This window comes from Rhizobium sp. RU35A (assembly GCF_900156005.1).
GTDB classification, from domain to species: domain Bacteria; phylum Pseudomonadota; class Alphaproteobacteria; order Rhizobiales; family Rhizobiaceae; genus Neorhizobium; species Neorhizobium straminoryzae.
Genome location: NZ_FTMR01000025.1, coordinates 1 through 19,512, shown reverse-complemented (window position 1 = coordinate 19,512; position 19,512 = coordinate 1). Strand labels below are relative to the sequence as shown.

Sequence of the window (19,512 nt, the reverse complement as noted above, 5' to 3'; positions counted from 1 at the left end):
GAAACCACTGGCTCAGCCTGCTCCGCTGCAAACTTCCGCCGCCAGGTGTAAATCTGCTGGGGTTTGATATCGTGCCGCCGAGCGACGTCGGCGATGCTGAAGGAACGGCGCTGGCGCAAGAGGGATGAAGACTCGTGCCGCTCTGCCTGTTCCTGCCCATCCCCGTCCGGCCCGCCCGCATCCGCACCCGGATCAAGGCCAAGCCGTGCCAGCCCCGCATCCGAGCCGATCACGACAGACGCGCCGCTGTCTTCCAGCATGTAGCGAAGTCGTTCCGCCGGATAGTCCGGATCCAGCGGAAGATAGGCGCCTCCAGCCTTCAGGACCGCGCAGAGCGACACAACCATGTCGAACCCGCGCTCAAGCGCAATCCCGACCACATCGTCAGGACCGACACCCAGACCGATCAGATGACGCGCAAGACGGTTCGAACGCGCCTCAAGCTCATCGTAGCAAAGCGCATCCTCCCCGAACACAACGGCCGCAGCATCCCTGCGCTCAGCCGCACGCTCTGACAACAGATCAGGCAGAACGCCAGCCTCAACAGCATGCGCCGTCCCGTTGAACGTACCGATCAGCGCAACATCCGAAGGCGCAGCAAGACGAAGCGACGACAAGGACCTGTCCGATGCGCCCGACACGAACTGTTCCAGCACACCGACCAGAACCGCGTCATACTCGATCACACCCGCGATCGACCCATCCGCTGCGGGCGCCAGCGATACCGTCAGGTCGTACTTCGCCTGACCGGGAGCAGGATCAACGACCTCAGGCTCCAGATCCCCAAGACGAAGCTCGCCACCCTCCTAGCTCTGCCAGGCAAACATAACCTGGAACAGAGGACTGTGCGACAGAGACCGCTCCACTCCCGCACGCTCGACCACACGCTCGAACGGGGCTGCCTCATGTTCAAGACCGTCGCGAACCACGCGGCCAACCGCTGACACATAGTCAACGATCCCCTCGTGCAGGCCAGGAGACACGCGAAGCGCCAGCGTGTTGACGAAGAAACCGATCACATCCTCGCTGCCAGACTGAACACGCCCCGCACTCGGACTGCCGATCAAAACCTCGTCCTGACGAGACAGACGCGACAGAACCACACCAAGACCCGCAAGAAGAACGCCGTAGAGCGTCGTGGCGCACGACAGCGCAAGACCCTCAAGCCGGCCACGAAGTCCCGCATCCAAGGCTAGCGGCAGATGACCCGCACGGCGCAACCGATCCGCACGACGCTCCATGTCAACAGCAAGATCCAGAACCTGCGGCGCTCCGCCAAGATGATCCTCCCACCAGGAAAGCGCAGCCGAGCCGCCTCCGCCGGAAAGCCACTCACGCTGCCAAACCGCATGGTCGGCAAACTGCGAGGAAAGCGGTGGCAGAACATCCGTCAGACCGTCGCCAGACCGCGCCGCATCGTAAAGAACCGAAAGCTCACGCAGCAGAACAGAGACAGAACTCCCGTCAAACGACCCGTGATCGGCAACCAGACACAGATGCCAGCGCTCATCCCCCACACAAACCGCAAGACACCGCAGCCGCACGTCACTCGACAGGTCGAACGCATTGAAGTTTGATCCCTTTCGGCGCCTGCGACTGACCCCGGTTTGTACAGATCAACACGCTGATCAGTTTGCCGTTTCTTCGGCGTGGCGGGGGTCAGCGTTGGGCGCCCATGATGGGGTCAAATGCCACGCCGTAACACAGTTCTTGAGCTGCAGCGCACCACCCATAGCGTCGCGCCGAACGACAGAGGACAACACTCATGTACGAGCTCGTTTACACCGTCAGGAGTGCGGAGGGGGGGACACATTTTCAGGCTTCACCCGGAGTCGGCAATCGTCTCAAGGATCGGCGGAGCGAACCGGGCGGCCAGCCAGTTGGGCAGGACGGCTGCCGACATCGGCCTGCCAAACAGATATCCCTGTGCAAAGCGGCAGCCGAGCATGCGGAGCACCTCGGCGTCTTCGGGCGTTTCGACGCCCTCAACTACGATGTCGATTGACAGGGCATGGCCCATCCCGACCAGTGCTGAGACCATCGCCTGGTTCTGTCGGCTAGTAGCGATACCGTGCACGAAGCTGCGATCGATTTTCAGGCGGTCGACTTTGAGGCTGACTAGATGGGCGAGCGACGAATGGCCCATGCCGAAATCGTCGACGGCGAGGCGAAAACCAGCCTTTTCCAGTAGTCCAAGCTCGCTGCCGGCGGCGGCGGTGTCGAGAGTGGCTTCCTCAGTGATCTCGATCTCCAGCTGCGAAGGCGAGACGCCGGCGGCACGGGCCACTTCGCCAAGCGTATTCGACAGCGAGTACATCGAGAATTCGCGCGGCGAGACGTTGATGGCGATGCTGCTACCGGCGAGGCCGAGGGCGGGCAGACGCAGGATAAGTGCGGCGGCTTCGGAGGCGACATGGCGGGTTAAATGTTCCGAGATATGCAGCGCATGGGCCGCCTGGACAATTTCCGGCGGGTTTATTGGGCCGAGTGCCGGATGGTCCCAGCGCACCAGCGCCTCGAAACCGGTGATCGTTTCGCCCGACAACTCTACCTGTGGTTGAAAAAAGACCTCAATTTCACCGGCCGCGAGGGCCTGCTCAAGGTTGAGTTCGATCTGCTTCTGGCGATCCAGGCGCTGCTTCATATCCGGGCTGAAGACGCGGAGGCGGCGGCGACCGTGTTCCTTGGCGGCATAAAGGGCGATATCGGCACAGGCGAAGATCGCTTCGGCCGTGGAGGCATGTTCGGGTACATGGGCGAGACCTACGCTCGAACCGATGGTGACCTGGCGATCGCCTATCATCACCGGGCGGGACGTGAGGTCTAGGATTTTCCCGCCAAGGGCAAAGGCTCTTGCGGCTGCGTCCTCACCTTCGATCACCACAGCGAATTCGTCGCCGCCGAGGCGGGCGACGAGATGCTCAGGCGGCGCAATCGCGATGAGGCGACGGGCAAACTCGGTCAGGACGATATCGCCGGCGGAGTGCCCCATGGTATCGTTGATTAACTTGAAGCGGTCGAGATCGATGATCAGCAAAGCCGCCGGCACAGCGCCTTCAGTTTGCCTTAGCATTTGCTGAAGGCGCAGGTTGAAAGCGGTGCGATTGCCAAGGCCGGTCAGCGGATCTCTGTTCGCGAGTATCTCCAACTCGAGATTGGAACGCGACAGAGACGCGGCTAGATTTATAGCTTTCAACCTGTCTACCTGGCTGCTGATGAAATTCAGTTCACTCATGCGGCTGCTGCGGAACATCATCACCATCAGCAGTAAGACGTCCGCAGCGATAACCAAGTTGACAGTGCTTGGCTCGTGCAGCAGGGATGCGACGGTGGCCAGCATGGCCGGGGCACCGAATGCGATGGCGATGCGGGAATAGGCCGTGGTCTGGATGATCGCACCCGCCGAAATTCCAGCGATGATGAAGATCACATAGCCCTCAGCGCCGTCGGAGCTGAACCCGAGACTAAGAAAGGGAGCGAATGCCCAGAGACAACCGCTGGCAAAGGCACCTATCGTGAGATGGTTGAGAACCGCATGGGGATCGCTGCGCACGATATCTCTTCGTCTGAGACGGGCAGCTAAAATTTGCCGCAACGTATTCAGCGTCAAAATGCCAGCGAGCCAGATGGCCTGGTAGATAGCGGGCTCTTTCAACCACAGGACGGCGGCCGTAGTGAAAGCGATGAAACTGTTGGCCAGGAACGATATCGTTAGGACGGCCAGCACAGAAGCGGCCTGCGCAGCGCGGATCTGTTGCTCGAATTTCATGGTGATGATGCCTTTCTGGCCATCTGGCCCGCTTCTGTACACGGCTCGGACCAAAACGGATCCTCATCTAACATTCCCATACAACAGCTCCGATGGGTCTCTTCAGTCAAATCCGCTCTCAACCATTGGGCGAGTTGACTCGGACGTTGCTGTTTGCAAAAGCGGCTGAGCACTTTTTTGCTCCTTAAGTTGAGAGAATACTTCCACGAAGTGGCTTCTGACATTTTCGAGGTGTTTGACAGCCTCTCTGAGAGCGTCGAGGGTCGGGGCCGGTTGAATGTTGGTCACACCCGCTGGACGTCCTCTGAAATAAATGATGTTCCACATATCCTGGTCTATTTGTTCTGTGTGTAGGTGACAATTCAAACGAGGGCCTGTACGAACAGCAGAAACATCGCAACTGGTGTTGTGGCTCGCCTGCTGGCGGTCGCTCAGAAGTCTTCCCAAGTGTCCTTGGTAGCCGCCGTACCGGCGCGGGGGCCGATCGCACCAGCGACCTTCAGCACCATGCGCCGTGCCGGGGATGGAACAGGGCGATGGTCTAACGCCGAGGCCGGGGCCGGACGGGTTGTCGCGGGACCCTGATGACCGGAGTGACCAGTCTGGCCGAGCTGGAACTGCGAGACCAGCTGGCGCAGGCGCTCGGCTTCCGAAGCAAGCGAGGCAGATGCTGCCGTCGCTTCTTCGACCATGGCTGCATTCTGTTGCGTCGTCTGGTCCATCTGGTTCACCGCCGTATTGACCTCCGAGAGGCCGACCGACTGTTCGCGTGACGAGGTGGCAATTTCATCCAGCCGGCCGTTGATCTCGATGACGTGGTCACCAATCACCTTCAGCGCCTCGCCGGTCGCCGTCACCAGTTTGACGCCGCTCTCGACTTCCTGGGCCGACTTGCCGATCAGTTCCTTGATTTCCTTGGCGGCCTGGGCGGAGCGCTGGGCAAGCTCGCGCACTTCCTGGGCCACAACGGCAAAGCCCTTGCCGGCTTCACCGGCGCGGGCTGCCTCGACGCCGGCATTCAGCGCCAGAAGATTGGTCTGGAAGGCGATTTCGTCAATTATACCGATGATGTTGGAGATCTGGCTCGACGAATTCTCGATCCGCTGCATCGCATCAACGGCACTGGCCACGACGTCACCGGACTTCTTCGCCGAAGCTGTGGCCTGAGTAGCCATGTTGCGGGCTTCTTCGGTGCGCTTCGACGAGTTCTGCACATTAGTCGTGATCTGTTCGAGTGCGGCAGCGGTTTCCTCCAGCGAGGCCGCCTGCTGCTCGGTGCGCTTCGACAGCTCGGAAGCACTCTGGCTCAATTCGCGCGAGCCGCCATCGATGGCACCCGTCGCCTGAGCAACCGCTGCCAGCGTGCCGCGGAGCTTGGCGACTGCAGTGTTGAAGTCAGCGCGCAGGCTTTCAAAGTCGGCGGCAAAGGGTGTCGACAGCTGGTAGCCGAGGTCACCATTAGACAGTCGCTGCAGGCCTTCTGCAAGGCTGGCGGTTGCCTGCGCCATCTCGGTGGCGCGCTTGCGTTCCGCCTCTGCGGCGCGCAGGCGTTCAGCCTCGGTCTGATTGCGGGCGGCTTCCGCCTCGCTAGCCAGTTCCCGCGCCTTTAGGCCGGTATCCTTAAAGACCTGGACAGAGCGTGCCATCAGGCCCAGCTCGTCACGCCGCTCGGTTCCCTCAACTGTCACCTCAAGGTCGCCACCGGCCAGCTTGCTCATCGTATCCGACAGCCCGCGGATCGGACGGACCAGCCAGCTACGGATCGTCAAGAAGCCACCGACCAGCACGACGGCTATTCCAGCCAGAACGCCGATCAGGGTATTGAAGGCAGTTGCATTGGCCATTTCAGTTAATTCCGTGCTGCTGTCGTCAGCCAGTTGCGTCACCTTGTTGGTGACGTCAACGAACAATGGCGACAGTTTGACGAATTCCGGCTGACAATCCTGCAGAAAAAGCTCCTGGCTTGCGAGAAGCGCTGCATCTTCGGTCGCTGCACGGCCCGCCATCAAGGCATTGGCACAGGCACCGTCCATGACCTGCAAGACCTCCGCCTTCAAGGCTGGAATATCATGTGACGCCGGCAGTGCCTTGGCGGCCGAGTCGATAAAATCGACGAAATCCTGACTGCTCGACACCAGCGCCCTGTTGGCGGCGTCGATACTCTCTGCGGTGCGCGCCATCAGGATATCGCCAATACTGGCCCGGATGGTCTGCATCGCGCGGTTGGCGCGGGCGAGAGACAGAGCCGCCTTGCCCTCGTTGTCAAGCAATCCGTTGTACGCCGTATCCACCGACAAAATCCGGCCACTGGCGAAGATGGCAACACCGAGCGCAAACAGGCCGAACACCGCTATTACGGCAAGGAACTTACCGACGATCGAGATATGTTTCATGATACGCTCCAACAATGTTTAAGCTTGAATATTACCGATTCATGCTGACTTCTGACGAGAAAAAGAATTTTCTAAAACAATTGATATATTTTTAAAGTAATACTTTTTTGTTTCGACAGAGGGGTTATGTTTCACATTTTTATTTCTATTCTTCTGATTTATACGTATCTTTAATTGTATTTCGAGGGCAATACACTGTAGTGGAAAGCCTAACTGTGTCGGCTGCGCTCGCATCCCTACCTCAACGGAGAAATTGGTGACTCAGTGTCTTTGGCAAATTAGTAAGGCTTCAGCCCACCAGCGCTTCTGGTGTTATCCAAAGGGTTAAACTGCCACGGTAGCGAAGGTTTGCCTCATACTCCGCCCAGTTCGTCGCCATGAACTTCATCTTGCTGAGGTTCTAACGGCGGGCGGCGTTATGTTTGTGGGGCATCAGGGATCAACAAACCTATTTTCGATCCAAGCCGCTTAAATCCAACACGTTGAAATCTTATCCATGCATTAACGCCACCTCGCATAGCTACCATTCCGCGACGCTCTAAGCTGCTTTCAGCGGACGCCCGCCGCTTTCGGCGTGCCTTGAAGTTTGTCCGGTGCGTTCTCCAATCCTGAACTGGCTAATAAGTTCAAACAACTTCTGGGACTCTCTCGCCAGGCTGTGAGCAGCGGCGCTCGTCTGTTCAACCATGGCCGCGTTTTGCTGGGTGCCCTGATCCATTATGTTGACGGCGACGTTAATCTCTTTTAGGCCGGACGCCTGTTCATGAGATGCCTCAACAATGGCAACGACATTGGCGTCGACCTGAACAACCTGATTTGCAATGTCCTCAAGAGCCTTTCCGGTATCGCCGACTAACCCCACGCCGCTTTTCACGTGTTCGTTGGAGGCGTTGATCAGATCCTTGATTTCCTTTGCAGCCTTGGCAGAACGCTGCGCGAGTTCCCGCACCTCCTGGGCGACAACCGCAAAGCCCTTGCCGGCCTCACCAGCGCGTGCCGCCTCGACGCCAGCATTGAGGGCCAGAAGGTTTGTCTGAAAGGCGATTTCGTCAATAACGCTGATAATGCTCGCAATCTCTCCGGCCGACTTCTCGATCTTACCCATGGCGTCCACCGCCAGACATACGACGCCTCCGGATTGTTCAGCGCTTTCCTTGGTGCGGCGGACAAGCTCGCCGGCATCCTGTGCCCGGTTGCATGAGTCGGTAACGGTGGTGGAAATTTCCTCAAGCGCGGCTGCTGTTTGTTCAACCGACGCCGCCTGCTGCTCCGTTCGTTTCGACAGGTCATTCGAAGCAGACTGGATTTCCTGCGATGCCGCTGCAATCGAGCGTGCATTTTCGGTAATGGCCTGCATCGTAGACTCAAGCTTGCCAACTGCCTGATTGAAATCGACACGCAGCGTTTCCAACGAGGGCAGGAAGGGCTCCTTGATGTCATAGGTAAGGTCACCGGCAGACATCGCCTCTAGCCCGTGAGCGAGGCGTTGAACATTTTTCACCCGCTCAGTGACATCGGTTGCGAATTTGACGACCTTGAAGACTTTACCGTTGGCATCGAAGATTGGGTTGTAGGAGGCTTGGATGTAAACAGGAGCGCCGCTCTTGGTAATGCGGGTGTATTCCCCGTCAAAAAGCTCACCACCGGCAAGCCTCGACCAGAAGGCACGATAGTCATCGCTGTTCACAAACGCCTTATCGCAAAACATCGAGTGGTGTTTGCCTTTGATCTCCGACAGCTCATATCCAAGCACCTTTAGAAAATTCGGGTTGGCCGTCAGAATCTCCCCGCTCGGGGTAAACTCGATCACTGCCTGCGCTCTGGAAATCGCCGCTATCTTTCCTGCGTCTTCCAGCGACTGAAGCTTGCTGGCTGTAATGTCCGTTGCAAGCTTCACCACCTTGTAGGGCTTTCCGTTTCTGAAGACCGGGTTGTACGACGCCTCAATCCAGATTTCGCGACCGTCTTTGGTGATGCGCTTGTACTGGCGCTGGTCACAGTTACCGCTCGCAAGCCCGGCCCATAATTCCTTGTACTGAGGAGTGCTGGCTTCTACGGGATCAACGAATATCCGGTGGTGTTTGCCGACAATCTCGGACAACTCATAGCCCAGTGCACGACAGAAGTTGTTGTTGGCGGTGATGATCGTTCCATCAAGCTTGAACTCAATAATCGCCTGCGACTTATCTAACGCGCCCAGGATTGCCTTAGCGTCGAAAACAACAAAATTCAGCATGGGACTTCCTCTCTCAGCTTATTTGCGTAGTTTTTGCAGTGGATGGACGTCGAGAAAATTCGACTTAACAAAGTAAAAAATTTGCTTATATTAAAAACCTGTAGTTGTATTTGGCGTATTTAACATAGTATTTTCGCATATATTATATTTCTTTCTACTGGACTCCCGCGCTGCATCTGATCTGAAATCGTCCGTGTGTCGTTTCAGATAGTGTGAAAGCAGCAGGCGGAGAACACATTGATGGACGCATTCCGACAGGAGGCTGTAAGGAATAGCTTTTCCTTGGAAATCAAAAGCAGCGAACGACTTCAGGAGCTGAATTCTCTCAGTTTTATGCCAACTGAATTTAAACCAATTGGGGTAGGCGCATTTGACATAAAAATCATCGGCACCAAACGAGATGCGTTATGTATTTGGCGAACGATATCGCAGAGCGGTTTTGAAACAGCGCCAAAGATATTTGAGGACGTTGTTACACTTCGTTTTCCAATAACTGGCTCAGCTACCAGGAGACATATTGCTCAGGATTACGTGGTATCCCCAGGGTATGCACTCCTACTCCCATTTGAGGGCATGCAGAGCATGCGTACCGCACCGGAGGTGGACATGATTAGCTGCACAATCGGTGCCGCAAGGCTTTTTGCCTTCAAACAATCTCTTTGGGGGACAGATGCGATCGAGGGAAACTTTTTTCACCCGCTCGTAACAATCTCTCACCCGAGCATGCAAGCGCTGCAGCAGGCGATTACCCGCTTGCACGCAAGAATGGCCTCATTATCAGTCGCTGATGATTTATATTATCCGGTGATCGAAGAAATGATCGTTTTTCAACTGCTGTCTAGCTGGCCAAGACAGTCGGCTGATGGGTTGAAAACTACCCCAGCGCCGAGCCGAGTACTGCGGATGGCCCTCGAATATATCGAAGCAAACTTAGCTCGTCCGCTGACTGTTTCAGAACTGGCGGCCGTCGCAGGCGTTAGTGTTCGTAGCCTACAATTGGCTTTCAGAAGGGGGCTTGATCAAACACCTATTCAATACATTATAGATCGGAGGCTAGAGCGTGTCCATCAACAGCTTCTGGAGAAGCACGCAAAGGTCTATGTTTCACAAGTTGCACACCAGTGGGGCTTCTACAACATAGCTGACTTTACGAGGCGCTACAGGATTAAGTACGGAGAAACCCCTTCGAAAACACGCTTCCGACGGGCTTAAAAAGCATGATATCGCGAGAATGGTTGAGTTGCCCCCAAAAGACCGGACATGCTCAGGTTTGAGATTGCGAGCTGATGAACTCGCGGTTTGATTGATATCCTAATGCGTTACGCGGTTGAAGTTTATTGTAATGCTCGAACCAGAATGGCACTTGCGCCATGACGGTTTATGCATCCGGGGTTGGATTGACGGCGACATAGTCGCGCTTGAAGGTTTTGACGAAGGCCTCGGCTATGCCGTTCGATTGCGGACTTCGCACCGGCGTGGTGCACGCTTCGATGCCGATGTCGCGGAGCAAGGACGCGGCCTCCTTAGCAATGAAGCAGGAGCTGACCTGCCACTGGAGTGAACCCCTCGGGCTGGACCACGGGACACGGAAAAACTGATACACTCTGCGGGCCTCAATCGGAGAAGGCTCATGAAGTCCCGAGGTCCATATCGACGGCATTCGACGCCGTTCAAATTGCAGCTTTGCCAAGATATCCGAAACGGCGTCATTGGACGGCGCGATGCACAGCGCACCTACGGCGTTTCGGCCAACCTCATCCAGTTATGGCTGACGCAGTTCGATCGCGGCGAGCTGAACGATGAAGAGGCAGAGGCCAGCGTCATCGCGGAGTACGAGGCCCACATTGCGGCACTCGAACGTAAGGTCGGCCAGCTCACCATGGAGCTGGACCTGGCTAAAAAAACACCGCGCCAGCCGGGCGCCGGAGGCAACGAGAAGTGCTCTATCGTCACCGGCCCGCGGCCTGCTCTATCAGACGGGGGTGCAAAGTGATCGACCTCCCGAGAAGCACGTTTTACTATCGATCCACGGCAAGGGCTTTGAAGCTCGGCGACGCCGAGCTCGTTGCGATCATCGAGGACATCCAGGACGAATTACCCTGCTATGGATATCGGCGCGTGACGCACGAGCTTCAGCGACGAGGCCACCTCGTCAATCACAAGCGTGTCGCTCGCGTCATGCGGGCCAATGGCCTCGGAATCAAGCCTCGCAAGCGGTATGTTCGCACGACGGATAGCAACCACGATTCACCGATCTACCCGAACCTCTATCGTAATGTGGTTCCGGCGCGGCCTGACATGGTCTGGGTGGCCGACTTCACGTACATCCGCATCGCCGTCGGCTTCTGCTATCTGGCCGTCATTCTCGACGCCTGTAGCAGGAAGGTCATCGGCTACGGTCTGTCAAAACGCCTGGATACGCCCCTGGCATTGGCAGCTTTGCGTTCGGCGCTCGAGAACAGAAAACCTCCACCCGGCTGCATTCACCACACGGACCGCGGATGCCAATACGCAAGTGAGACCTATCGACGAGCGCTCGATGCCGCCGGCCTGCAGGGTTCCATGAGCGCCGTCGGCAATCCTTATCACAATGCGCAGGCAGAGAGCGTCATGAAGACCTTAAAGGTCGAGGACATCTACACCGCCGGCTACGAGACCTTCGCGGACGTGGCAGAACGCTTGCCCCGGTTCATTGAGGAGATCTACAATGCCAAGCGGCTGCACTCGGCCCTTGGCTACAGATCGCCAACAGAATTTGAAACCCAACTCGCCCAGCAGGCGGCTTAGTTCGAAGCGCCTCGCTGGTCCAGCCCGAGGGGTTCACTCCAAAACCGGCTCAGTTCCGCACGGAAACCAACAATACAAGGCATTAAATCCACGTCTAGCTTGGGATTTCGATGGAGGAACGCCGTGAATCCAACAGAACTCGGGCTCTAAAAGGAGCTCGGATCGTCTATGGCAACCGCTCGCTGACACGAGACTGTGCCGTGCGAAGCCTCTCGACAGGTGGGGCGAAGCTGGTCATGCCGAGCACCGCAGGTATTCTGGACTGTTTCGAGCTTTTGTTTGAAGATGGATCTCGGAAAACTTGCCTCGTTCGCTGGCGAAAGTTGGCCGATATGGGCATCGAATTCATCAACGAGGGCTGAGTAACAATCGGCCGCCAATTGGAGCGTGTCCTGTCCAGTGCAATCCATCTGGCACCTCGGCCGACCGCTTCTACCAACCGTCATTGATAAGAACCCTTGCGCCCATTTGCGTCTTGCGATCGACATGATCTCCCACGGTCGGTCCAGCAGCACATACGGCTTAACGTACGAAGGAGGGATTAATCTAACTTCGTGGCCGAGCTTCATCAACTCGCGAGCCCAATGATGCGCTGTGGCGCAAGCTTCCATACCAACAAGGCATGGCTTGGCATTCCGAAAGAACTTGATCATCTCGCTTCGCCGGAGCGCGGCGGTTTTAACCACTGAGCCCCCGGCATCCACCGCATGGACGTGAAAGTTATGCTTGGCCAGATCGAGGCCAATTGTGCTGGCAATCATATCAACCGCTCCTGGTTGAGTTGGCGCGTCACTATACGACCAACCGGTTCCGCGCGGAAACCAACATGAAGACTGCAGTACCGTCACGTCGCTCTATCATGTCGTTGCCATGGCCATCGGCCAAGCTGGAATAGAGAGCCGTATGCACTGAAAGGTGCAAGTACGGTTCGGGGAGGAGAAGCGCTTCTGCGCTTCTTGCTCCACTCCGCATCGCCGTCGGCTTTTGCTATCTCGCCGTCATTCCTGACGCTTGCAGCCGGGAGTCGTCGGTTATGGCCTGTTAAAACACCTGGATACGCAGCTGGCATTGGCAGCGTTGCGCTCGGCGCTTGAGAGCAGAAAACCTCCACGCGGCTGCATCCAACACACGGCCGCGGATGCCAAGGCGGATTCAACCGGTCGATGCAACACCTTCGATCATATCTGATTTGAGCACCCCGTCGAGCGCTTCTGCCGGCCTGCAGGGTTCCATGAGCGCCGTCGGCAACCCTTATCATAAGGCTAAGGCAGAGAGTTTCATGAAAACCCTGAGTGTCGAGGACGTCTAGATCGCCGGCTACGAAACATTCGCGGATGTGGCCGAACGCTTGCCCAGGTTCATTGAGGAGATCTACAATGCCTAATCGAGGCAGACATCGACTTAGCAAAACGCGCGAAACTGTTCAGACAAACCGAGCCACCTCTGTTCAGAAGCTGCGTTAGTGCCAGTGAATGTGATAATATCTCAGGAGGGACCAATGGAGCTCGAGCCCGGTCGATCAGATCGTGCCCTTCGCATTAGTGTTTCAAGATAACCAAGCATGACCGCGGAGCCAACGAAGGTAAGATGGATGACTGTGAGCCAGAGGAGCTTGCCGCCATCATAGCGATCGGCGTTCAGGAAAACCTGTAAAAGGTGGATTGAAGAGATCGCAACGATCGACGAGGCAACTTTGATTTTCAGGCTGCCAGAATCCAGCTTCCCGAGAAACGATATCTCGCCGTTTTTTTCGGCCTCGTCAAAACGGCTGACGAAATTTTCGTAGCCGGAGATCATCACCATGACGATCAGACTAGCCACGAGGGCGGCATCTATCAGGCTCAGCATAGAGAGGATCATGTCGCTCTCGTCGGCGCTGAAGATGCTCAGCGCCACCTTCGCAAGCTTGTAGCCGAATGAAATGGCGTAAATACCAAGGGCGACCGCCAAGCCGATATAAAAGATAACCAAAAGCCATCGACTTGAAATAATGATCCTTTCAACTAGCAATTCTAACCCCTTCACTATCAAGAACCTCCCTTACGGCCCCCTTGCATGAATCTCGCGTCGCAAGGCATTTCAATTCCTGGCGTCATAGTGAAGATGGATCGGCTTGTACACAAGAGCCAATGGCGGCTTTCGTCTGCCGGGGCAGAAACCATCGCCAGTTACGCTTAGCTAACACTTGCCGTCCTGCGGAGCGTTGGCGAAGTGACGCCCCGATACGGGCCTACGTAGGATCATGCTAGCGGCATCGGATAGGTGGGGAGGACCGCCGCAATATCTCGTTAGCCGTATCACCATCATAACGGACAAGCAGACCGGCCGCACCTTTGGGTCCAGCCGCATATTACGAACGTTGGGCTGTTGTTGAGGAAGTGGCCTGCTTTGGTCCGGAGCGTTTACTATTTCTCGCCAATAATACCAACCGTCATTGGTCAGAACCCTTGCGCCCATTTGCGTCTGCCGATCGACATGATTTTCCACGGCCGGTTCTGGAGTGTTCTCCAAGCGTAGCAGCAGTGATCGACGATATCCTTGTAGGACTTGAAGACGCGGTTTGAGAGCCAGTTGTTCCTCATGAACTGCCAGATGTTTTCGACAGGGTTTAACTCAGGCGATTTGGGCGGCAGTGGCAGGATGGTGATGTTGTCGGGGACGACGAGATTGTTGGACATGTGCCATCACGCCTGATCCATGATGAGCACGGCGTGTGCATTTTCGTCGATGTTGCGGGATATCTCGATCAGGTGCTGATTCATGGCATGAGTATCGCACCACGACATGACGAGAGCTGCCGCCTTGCCCTGTTTGGGACAGATTGCACCGAAGATATAGGCCGACCGGGTTCGCTGGTCGTGCGGCGCGGATGGCCTTGTTCCCCGCTTGGCCCAGCGGCGGGTGATCTTGTTCTTTTGGCCTATCCGGGCTTCGTCCTGGAACCAGATTTCGATCACTTTGCCCTTGGCGAGACCGGCGGCGATTTCTGCCACAGCGGCGGGGAAGTTTTTTTAAATGCCTCGGCCGCCACCGGATCCTGCGCATGATGTCTTGGGCGAGCCGAGAGCTTGCGATAGCCCATGGCCCGCACTTCGCGACCCAGGGTCTCCTCACTCACCGAGATGCGGAACTCTTCCCAAATCCATTGGGCCAGATCACACAGACGCCACCGGACGACGCCATCCAGATAGGGTGTCGGTCCGCGCTCGATGGCTTTCGCCAAGGCCGATCGCTGTTCGTCGTTCAGGAGAGAAGGCTTTCCCGGAGCCTTGCCGTTGATCAGTCCGTCGGGACCGCGAGCATTGAAGCGGACCACCCAGTCACGCACGATCTGAACTGTCACGCTGCCGAGCCGGGCGGCATCGGCACGTGAACCGCCGTCATAGATCGATGCGAGCGAAAGAAGCCGCCGCGCCTGATCGGCATCGCGGGTCTGACGGGCCAGACGCCGCAACCTAACCCCGTCGAAATCCGACCGCAATAAAAGCGCTGAACCCATCGCAAACCTCCTGTTTGCACCAGAGATTCAGATTCGTCGCTCGTTGGGAATCCCCACGAGAGTCAAACCTAACGACGCCTGGTAGAAGTGATCGAGACCGAGCTCCTCTTTCATCTGCTGATGAGCTTGTTCGCAGACCCATCTCGCCTTGATGGCGGCCGCCAGCACTTTCAAGGTCGCATCGGCTGGCAAGTTGGATAGGTAGTATTTGCGCTCGTCGTTTGAGCGCCATTCGCCAATGAGCCAGGCCGCTTCGCCCGGCATGTGCTGCCGTCCCTTATCAAGAATGCGCTGCGGCGTGCCATCGGCGATGCGGATGCGCAAGGCGGCAAACCGTGCCGTCAGGCGACATTTTGTGCCGCGACGCCAACTGATTTTCTTCCAGCGTGCAGTCGCCAATATAGTTTCGGCGGCAGCCGAAAGGGTGTCGGGGATCGAATGCTTGCGAGGACGCCATGACCGGAGACGGGAAAGATCAATCCGACATCATCGGGATAGACCTTCTGATGCTTGGGAATACCGACTGCCCAGGTGAGGCCGCGTCCACTTAAGCCCTGACGGACGGTCGCCAACAGGCCGTAGCCTGCGTAAGCCAGCACTGTGCCAAACCGGATACCTGTCACAATCAACCGATCGATCTGGCAAGAGCAACCTCCGTCTTCGTACGAGATACCCGCATGTCCTCTGGGACCCCAGCCTTTGCCATGCGCTCCTGATCACCGATCCAGCTATCCGGCAGGAACAGACGCAAGCCAACTGGAACAGGAACCTCGTCTCGCGCAAGCGTCACCGACACCAACGTCTGACAATTTGCTCTCTTGCCCAGCATTGAGGCGTATTGCGGCGCGACGCCGACCGAGTGATCACCCTTCTTCGGCAAGCCCGTGTCATCGATCACCAGAAACGCATCGGATGCGCCAACGATCCTATCCGCCTGCAGCGCAAGCTCGGTCTCAAGAGGAGCAGCATCCTAGAACCTATCGGAAATGAAATGATGGAGGCGGTCGTATTGGCCTGGAGCGAACCGTTCCGCCATCGGCTCGATACTTTTGCGGTCACCGGGACCGATAAGCCCAGACACATAAAGTGGACACATCTGTCGTCGTTTCTTGTGTCCAAGCTTCTCCAGAAACGGCTGCAAAAAGGCTAAATGCTCCGTATCCCAATCCACCATGTCGCGCCCCAAAACTCAGAGCGTAAATCATCTCAGATTAGACTTGTCCGAATCTGCCAAGGTAGTGCTAAGTCACGACTGTTGTCGTGGATCTTCGAGACGCTCAACACAATCGACTTTGACAGCGTTCTCGATCCTTTTTCCGGTACTGGGTGTGTGGGATAGCCAAACGTTTTGCATCAGAATCTGAAATCATGTCTCGATCGGACCATTAGTTCGTCGGCAACTAGCGAAGGTTTTACGCTCTATAGTTGCCACTCTAGCAAAAGGATATCCAGCGCAGTTTTCGCAATGTCTCAAGTGGGTTTGGCATGATTGCAGCGGCCATTTATAGGACGCCCCACGCCCGAAACCTCCCCCTCCCCGTCATCTCCCTCAGACCCAGTTCCAAAACGATCCGCCGCGCCGCCTGCGGCGTCACCTCGAGCGTTTTCGACACCATCCCGGCCGATACCAGCGGTTTCGCCATCACCAGCTCGACCAGCTCCGGCAGCTTTGACGACGTCCGGCGTCCTTCCAGTTTTCGCTCGAACAGAGTTCGCGCCAGCGCCAGCCGATCATGTTCTTTCATGCCGATCTCCGCGGCCGCCAAAAGACCGTGGGCGATGGCGAGCATCCGCGTCTCCCGATCGCGATGCCGGCGCCGATCGACCGGAATGGTTTTCAGGCCAAGGTTGATGGCTGCGAGATGCGCGCCTGACGTGATGCCGGCCCGGCGAAGGATCGACGCGGCAAACAGCCGGCCCAGCCAGGGCGCGTGCTGGAGGACCAAAAGCTCGTTCCAGGCATCGAGGGCGACGATTGCCTGCAGCACCGCCGGCAGTTCTTGGGCCTTTCGCAGCACGTTGCGCCATTCGTCGAGCCGCGCGTCTTCGTCCCAGTCGAGATCATAGACCATTGGGTCCTTTTCAGCTGGCTTGTTGCCGGCGGTGGGGCCGGGCCGTCTGGCGCTCTCGATTGCCGCGTCCGACCGCGCCAGCACCGCATCGATGGCGACATAATCGACGCCGGGAAGATTTTCCGCCTCTTCCCCATCGTCCCCCTCCCCTTCCCGCTCGACCATTTTCGCAGGTTCGACACTGCTGTGGTCCGCGGTGTTTTCAGAACCGTCTGATGGTCCAGGCCATGCCTGCGTCTGTCGCAAGGTTCGGACACCTTCTGCGGACAAGGCCCAATCCGGCGACTGGCCGGCGATGCGCCGGCGGGTGCGCAGGACGTCGCGGGCGATGGTAAGTTCGTGGGTGGGGGTGCGGGTATCGCGAAAAGCGTCGTGGAGCACGAGGTCTTCGAGATGGACGAGCTCGCCGTCGATCCACAGCGAGGCGCAGGCATCGGCGAAATTCTGCCGCTCTATCCAGCCCTGACCAACCGACGAGCGGGCGATACGTTCGTCGAGACGCGCCAGCGCGATGCCGGCGTCGAAAGCCGGTCGCATCAGGGCCGTCATGCTTATTTTGGACAGATCGTAAGCCATTGAAATCATGGTAAATGATTTCTTAAAGGAACGCTATATGGTTATTCTAGTTCCTCACATGGTATGATCGCCAGGTGAGCTTCTAACCATCGATAAGTAACCCTTATCGGTGGCGAGCCATCAAAGTCATTTTCTTGCCATCTCGCCCCACTGTCTGTATGTTAAGGCTACGTTTTCGACGAGGCACACCATGTCCGAACCCCAACTTTCCATTCGCAGCAGCAAGGCCCGTGATCTGGCCCATGCCCTCTCCCGCCGGACCGGGCAGCCGATCAACCGGCTCGTCGAGCTCGCACTGGAGCGTTATGATCAGGAGCTGCGTGCGGAAACCACCCGCTATCCCATGGACGCCGTCTGGGAGTTGGCCGCCGAGGATCTCGCCAAAATCGCGCCCGGCACGACGTCCAACCACGATGAATTCTACGATGAGAACGGTCTGCCAATATGATCGCCGTCGATACCTCTGTCATTATCGCGATATCCATGAAGGAGCCGGAGGCGGAGACCTTTAGAACACTGATGGGGCGTGAGCCGGTCATTATCGGCTGGCCAACCTTGTTGGAGATACGGATGGTTCTGTCGGGCAAAGGTTTTGTCAGTGCAGCCAGGATCGTTGGGCAGCTTGCCACAACTGTGAATGTCACGACCGTCGCATTCGATGAGAAGCACTATCGCGCAGCCGAAGACGCTTTCGAGCGTTTCGGCCGGGGACGCCATCCAGCTGCGCTCAACATGGGCGACTGCTTCTCTTATGCCGTTGCCGCAATCGCCAAGGCACCGCTCTTGTTCAAAGGGCACGACTTCGGGCAGACGGATCTCAAACTGCATCCCGCGTCGTCGATGACATGACAGGCGCTGGCGCAAACACGGTCGATCGCCGTGCCCACGAGCTCGACACCATTGCTGCAGTTCTCCCCATGGAGCGGCGCGATGAACTGGCCGAGCTACTGTCCGACCAGGATATCGAGACGCTGCGCCATCTGGTCAACCAGGGTATGGGTGCCAACACTTTACGTGCGCTAACCTCCGATCTCGCCTACCTGCAGGCATGGTCGTTGGCGACATCGGGACGATCGCTGCCGTGGCCCGCGCCGGAGGCTCTCCTGCTGAAGTTTGTCGCTCACCATCTTTGGGACCCGGAAAAGCGTCTGACAGATGCGGATCACGGCATGCCAGCCGAGGTCGAGGACAAGCTTCGTCTCCAGCGGTTTCTCCGGTCGTCAGGTCCCCATGCACCCGACACCGTGCGCCGGCGGCTGGCCACCTGGTCGACGTTGACCAAATGGCGCGGGCTGCAGGGTGCGTTCACCTCCCCTGCTCTCAAGTCTGCCATCCGGCTGGCGGTGCGCGCAACGCCGCGACCGAAGCGGCGCAAGAGCGCCAAGGCCGTGACAAGCGATGTCCTGTCAAAGCTGATTGGCACCTGCCGGACCGACAGCCTGCGCGATGTCAGGGACAAGGCGATCCTGATGCTTGCCTTTGCGTCCGGTGGTCGGCGCCGCAGCGAAGTGGCGGGGCTGCGCAAGGAGCAATTGGTCATGGAAGCGCCGATCCCCGTTGCAGGATCCCCCCCCCTACCCTCGCTGTCCATCCATCTAGGTCGGACCAAGACCAGTGGTGCCGATAACGAAGAGGTTGTCTACCTCACCGGTCGGCCCGTCGACGCACTGAATGCCTGGCTTGCCCTTGCCAGGATCGACAGAGGCAGTGTGTTCCGGGCGATCGATCGCTGGGGCAATGTCTCACAACGTGCGCTGGATCCGAAGGCTATCAACGACATCGTCAAACAACGCGCCGCCATGGCAGGGCTGGACCCGGCGGAGTTCTCAGCCCATGGGCTTCGCTCCGGTTACCTCACCGAAGCAGCCAATCGTGGCATTCCGCTCCCAGAGGCCATGGAACAGTCACGGCACAGATCCGTGCAGCAGGCTTCGGAGTATTACAACAGCGCCACCCGACGGAGCGGCAGAGCGGCGCGACTGATGGACTGAAAAACTCCCATGAGCGGCGTTTTGTGACACTTGTTTTCCTGACAGATAAGCCCGCTGATGAGCGGCCTACCTACGAGAGCAAAATTCAGTGAAGTGAATAGCCCCGAGATTTGTAGACGCCTTCTTTCCTAATTTTGAGGCAGGAAGAGCATCATGAGCAAATCGAATTTCAGCGAAGATTTTAAGCGC

Annotated in this window: 13 protein-coding genes and 5 pseudogenes; 6 read left to right on the top strand and 12 right to left on the bottom strand. The window is 57.4% G+C overall.

Going from position 1 to position 19,512, the window contains the following annotated elements; translation table 11 throughout:
* From F3H95_RS26190 to F3H95_RS26165, 6 genes and pseudogenes are all read right to left on the bottom strand, one after another.
* Positions 1-686, bottom strand: a 686-nt coding sequence (locus tag F3H95_RS26190; RefSeq protein WP_149748126.1) for an AMP-binding protein, incomplete at its 3' end; no start/stop codon positions are given.
* A 120-nt stretch (positions 687-806) separates the two neighbouring features.
* On the bottom strand, positions 807-1,517 hold the full coding sequence (locus F3H95_RS26185; RefSeq protein WP_244618151.1) for a condensation domain-containing protein: 711 nt from the start codon (positions 1,515-1,517) through the stop codon (positions 807-809).
* Positions 1,518-1,822: 305 nt separating this feature from the next.
* Positions 1,823-3,769 carry an EAL domain-containing protein gene (locus F3H95_RS26180; protein WP_149748124.1) on the bottom strand — a complete coding sequence of 649 codons (1,947 nt, stop codon included), beginning with the start codon at positions 3,767-3,769 and terminating at the stop codon, positions 1,823-1,825.
* Between the two features lie 431 nt (positions 3,770-4,200).
* Positions 4,201-6,162 carry a HAMP domain-containing methyl-accepting chemotaxis protein gene (locus F3H95_RS26175; RefSeq protein ID WP_149748128.1) on the bottom strand — a complete coding sequence of 654 codons (1,962 nt, stop codon included), beginning with the start codon at positions 6,160-6,162 and terminating at the stop codon, positions 4,201-4,203.
* Between the two features lie 292 nt (positions 6,163-6,454).
* Positions 6,455-6,595, bottom strand: a pseudogene (locus F3H95_RS26170) (IS5/IS1182 family transposase); the annotation flags it as partial.
* 105 nt (positions 6,596-6,700) lie between these two features.
* Positions 6,701-8,398 carry a PAS domain-containing methyl-accepting chemotaxis protein gene (locus F3H95_RS26165; RefSeq protein WP_149748123.1) on the bottom strand — a complete coding sequence of 566 codons (1,698 nt, stop codon included), beginning with the start codon at positions 8,396-8,398 and terminating at the stop codon, positions 6,701-6,703.
* A 282-nt stretch (positions 8,399-8,680) separates the two neighbouring features.
* Between F3H95_RS26165 and F3H95_RS26160 the strand changes: the two genes are divergently transcribed.
* A complete protein-coding gene (locus tag F3H95_RS26160) occupies positions 8,681-9,610 on the top strand; it encodes an AraC family transcriptional regulator (protein WP_188134499.1) in 930 nt (309 codons plus the stop codon).
* 52 nt (positions 9,611-9,662) lie between these two features.
* Here F3H95_RS26160 and F3H95_RS26155 read toward each other — a convergent pair.
* Positions 9,663-9,938: pseudogene (locus F3H95_RS26155) on the bottom strand (integrase core domain-containing protein); the annotation flags it as partial.
* A gap of 90 nt (positions 9,939-10,028) precedes the next feature.
* Here F3H95_RS26155 and F3H95_RS26150 point away from each other — a divergent pair.
* On the top strand, positions 10,029-10,391 hold the full coding sequence (locus F3H95_RS26150; RefSeq protein WP_149748121.1) for a transposase: 363 nt from the start codon (positions 10,029-10,031) through the stop codon (positions 10,389-10,391).
* Positions 10,388-11,185 carry an IS3 family transposase gene (locus F3H95_RS26145; RefSeq protein WP_188134498.1) on the top strand — a complete coding sequence of 266 codons (798 nt, stop codon included), beginning with the start codon at positions 10,388-10,390 and terminating at the stop codon, positions 11,183-11,185. Before F3H95_RS26150 ends, F3H95_RS26145 begins: the two co-directional genes overlap by 4 nt.
* Before the next feature lie 512 nt (positions 11,186-11,697).
* Here the strand turns inward: F3H95_RS26145 and F3H95_RS27570 are convergent.
* The 5 genes and pseudogenes from F3H95_RS27570 to F3H95_RS26100 form a co-directional block, all read right to left on the bottom strand.
* Positions 11,698-11,946 (bottom strand): annotated as a pseudogene (locus F3H95_RS27570) (IS110 family transposase); the annotation flags it as partial.
* 724 nt (positions 11,947-12,670) lie between these two features.
* Entirely contained in the window at positions 12,671-13,210 is a 540-nt protein-coding gene (locus F3H95_RS26135) for a TIGR00645 family protein (RefSeq protein WP_149748119.1), read from the bottom strand.
* A 413-nt stretch (positions 13,211-13,623) separates the two neighbouring features.
* Positions 13,624-14,684: pseudogene (locus F3H95_RS26130) on the bottom strand (IS630 family transposase).
* A gap of 84 nt (positions 14,685-14,768) precedes the next feature.
* Positions 14,769-15,858, bottom strand: a pseudogene (locus F3H95_RS27565) (IS701 family transposase); the annotation flags it as partial.
* A 328-nt stretch (positions 15,859-16,186) separates the two neighbouring features.
* Complete coding sequence (locus F3H95_RS26100; protein WP_188134496.1) at positions 16,187-17,341, bottom strand: RHE_PE00001 family protein; 1,155 nt, start codon at positions 17,339-17,341, stop codon at positions 16,187-16,189.
* A 181-nt stretch (positions 17,342-17,522) separates the two neighbouring features.
* Here F3H95_RS26100 and F3H95_RS26095 point away from each other — a divergent pair, with 181 nt between their 5' ends.
* From F3H95_RS26095 to F3H95_RS26085, 3 genes are read left to right on the top strand one after another with little or no spacing between them, the layout of a single operon-like run.
* Positions 17,523-17,780: a type II toxin-antitoxin system VapB family antitoxin gene (locus tag F3H95_RS26095; RefSeq protein WP_143126935.1), complete on the top strand. Its 258-nt coding sequence runs from the start codon at positions 17,523-17,525 to the stop codon at positions 17,778-17,780.
* Complete coding sequence (locus F3H95_RS26090; protein ID WP_149748113.1) at positions 17,777-18,181, top strand: type II toxin-antitoxin system VapC family toxin; 405 nt, start codon at positions 17,777-17,779, stop codon at positions 18,179-18,181. The genes F3H95_RS26095 and F3H95_RS26090 overlap by 4 nt, the downstream gene beginning before the upstream one ends.
* Positions 18,178-19,323, top strand: a complete 1,146-nt coding sequence (locus F3H95_RS26085) for a site-specific integrase (protein WP_149748112.1) — start codon at positions 18,178-18,180, stop codon at positions 19,321-19,323. Before F3H95_RS26090 ends, F3H95_RS26085 begins: the two co-directional genes overlap by 4 nt.
* Positions 19,324-19,512: the final 189 nt, after the last annotated feature.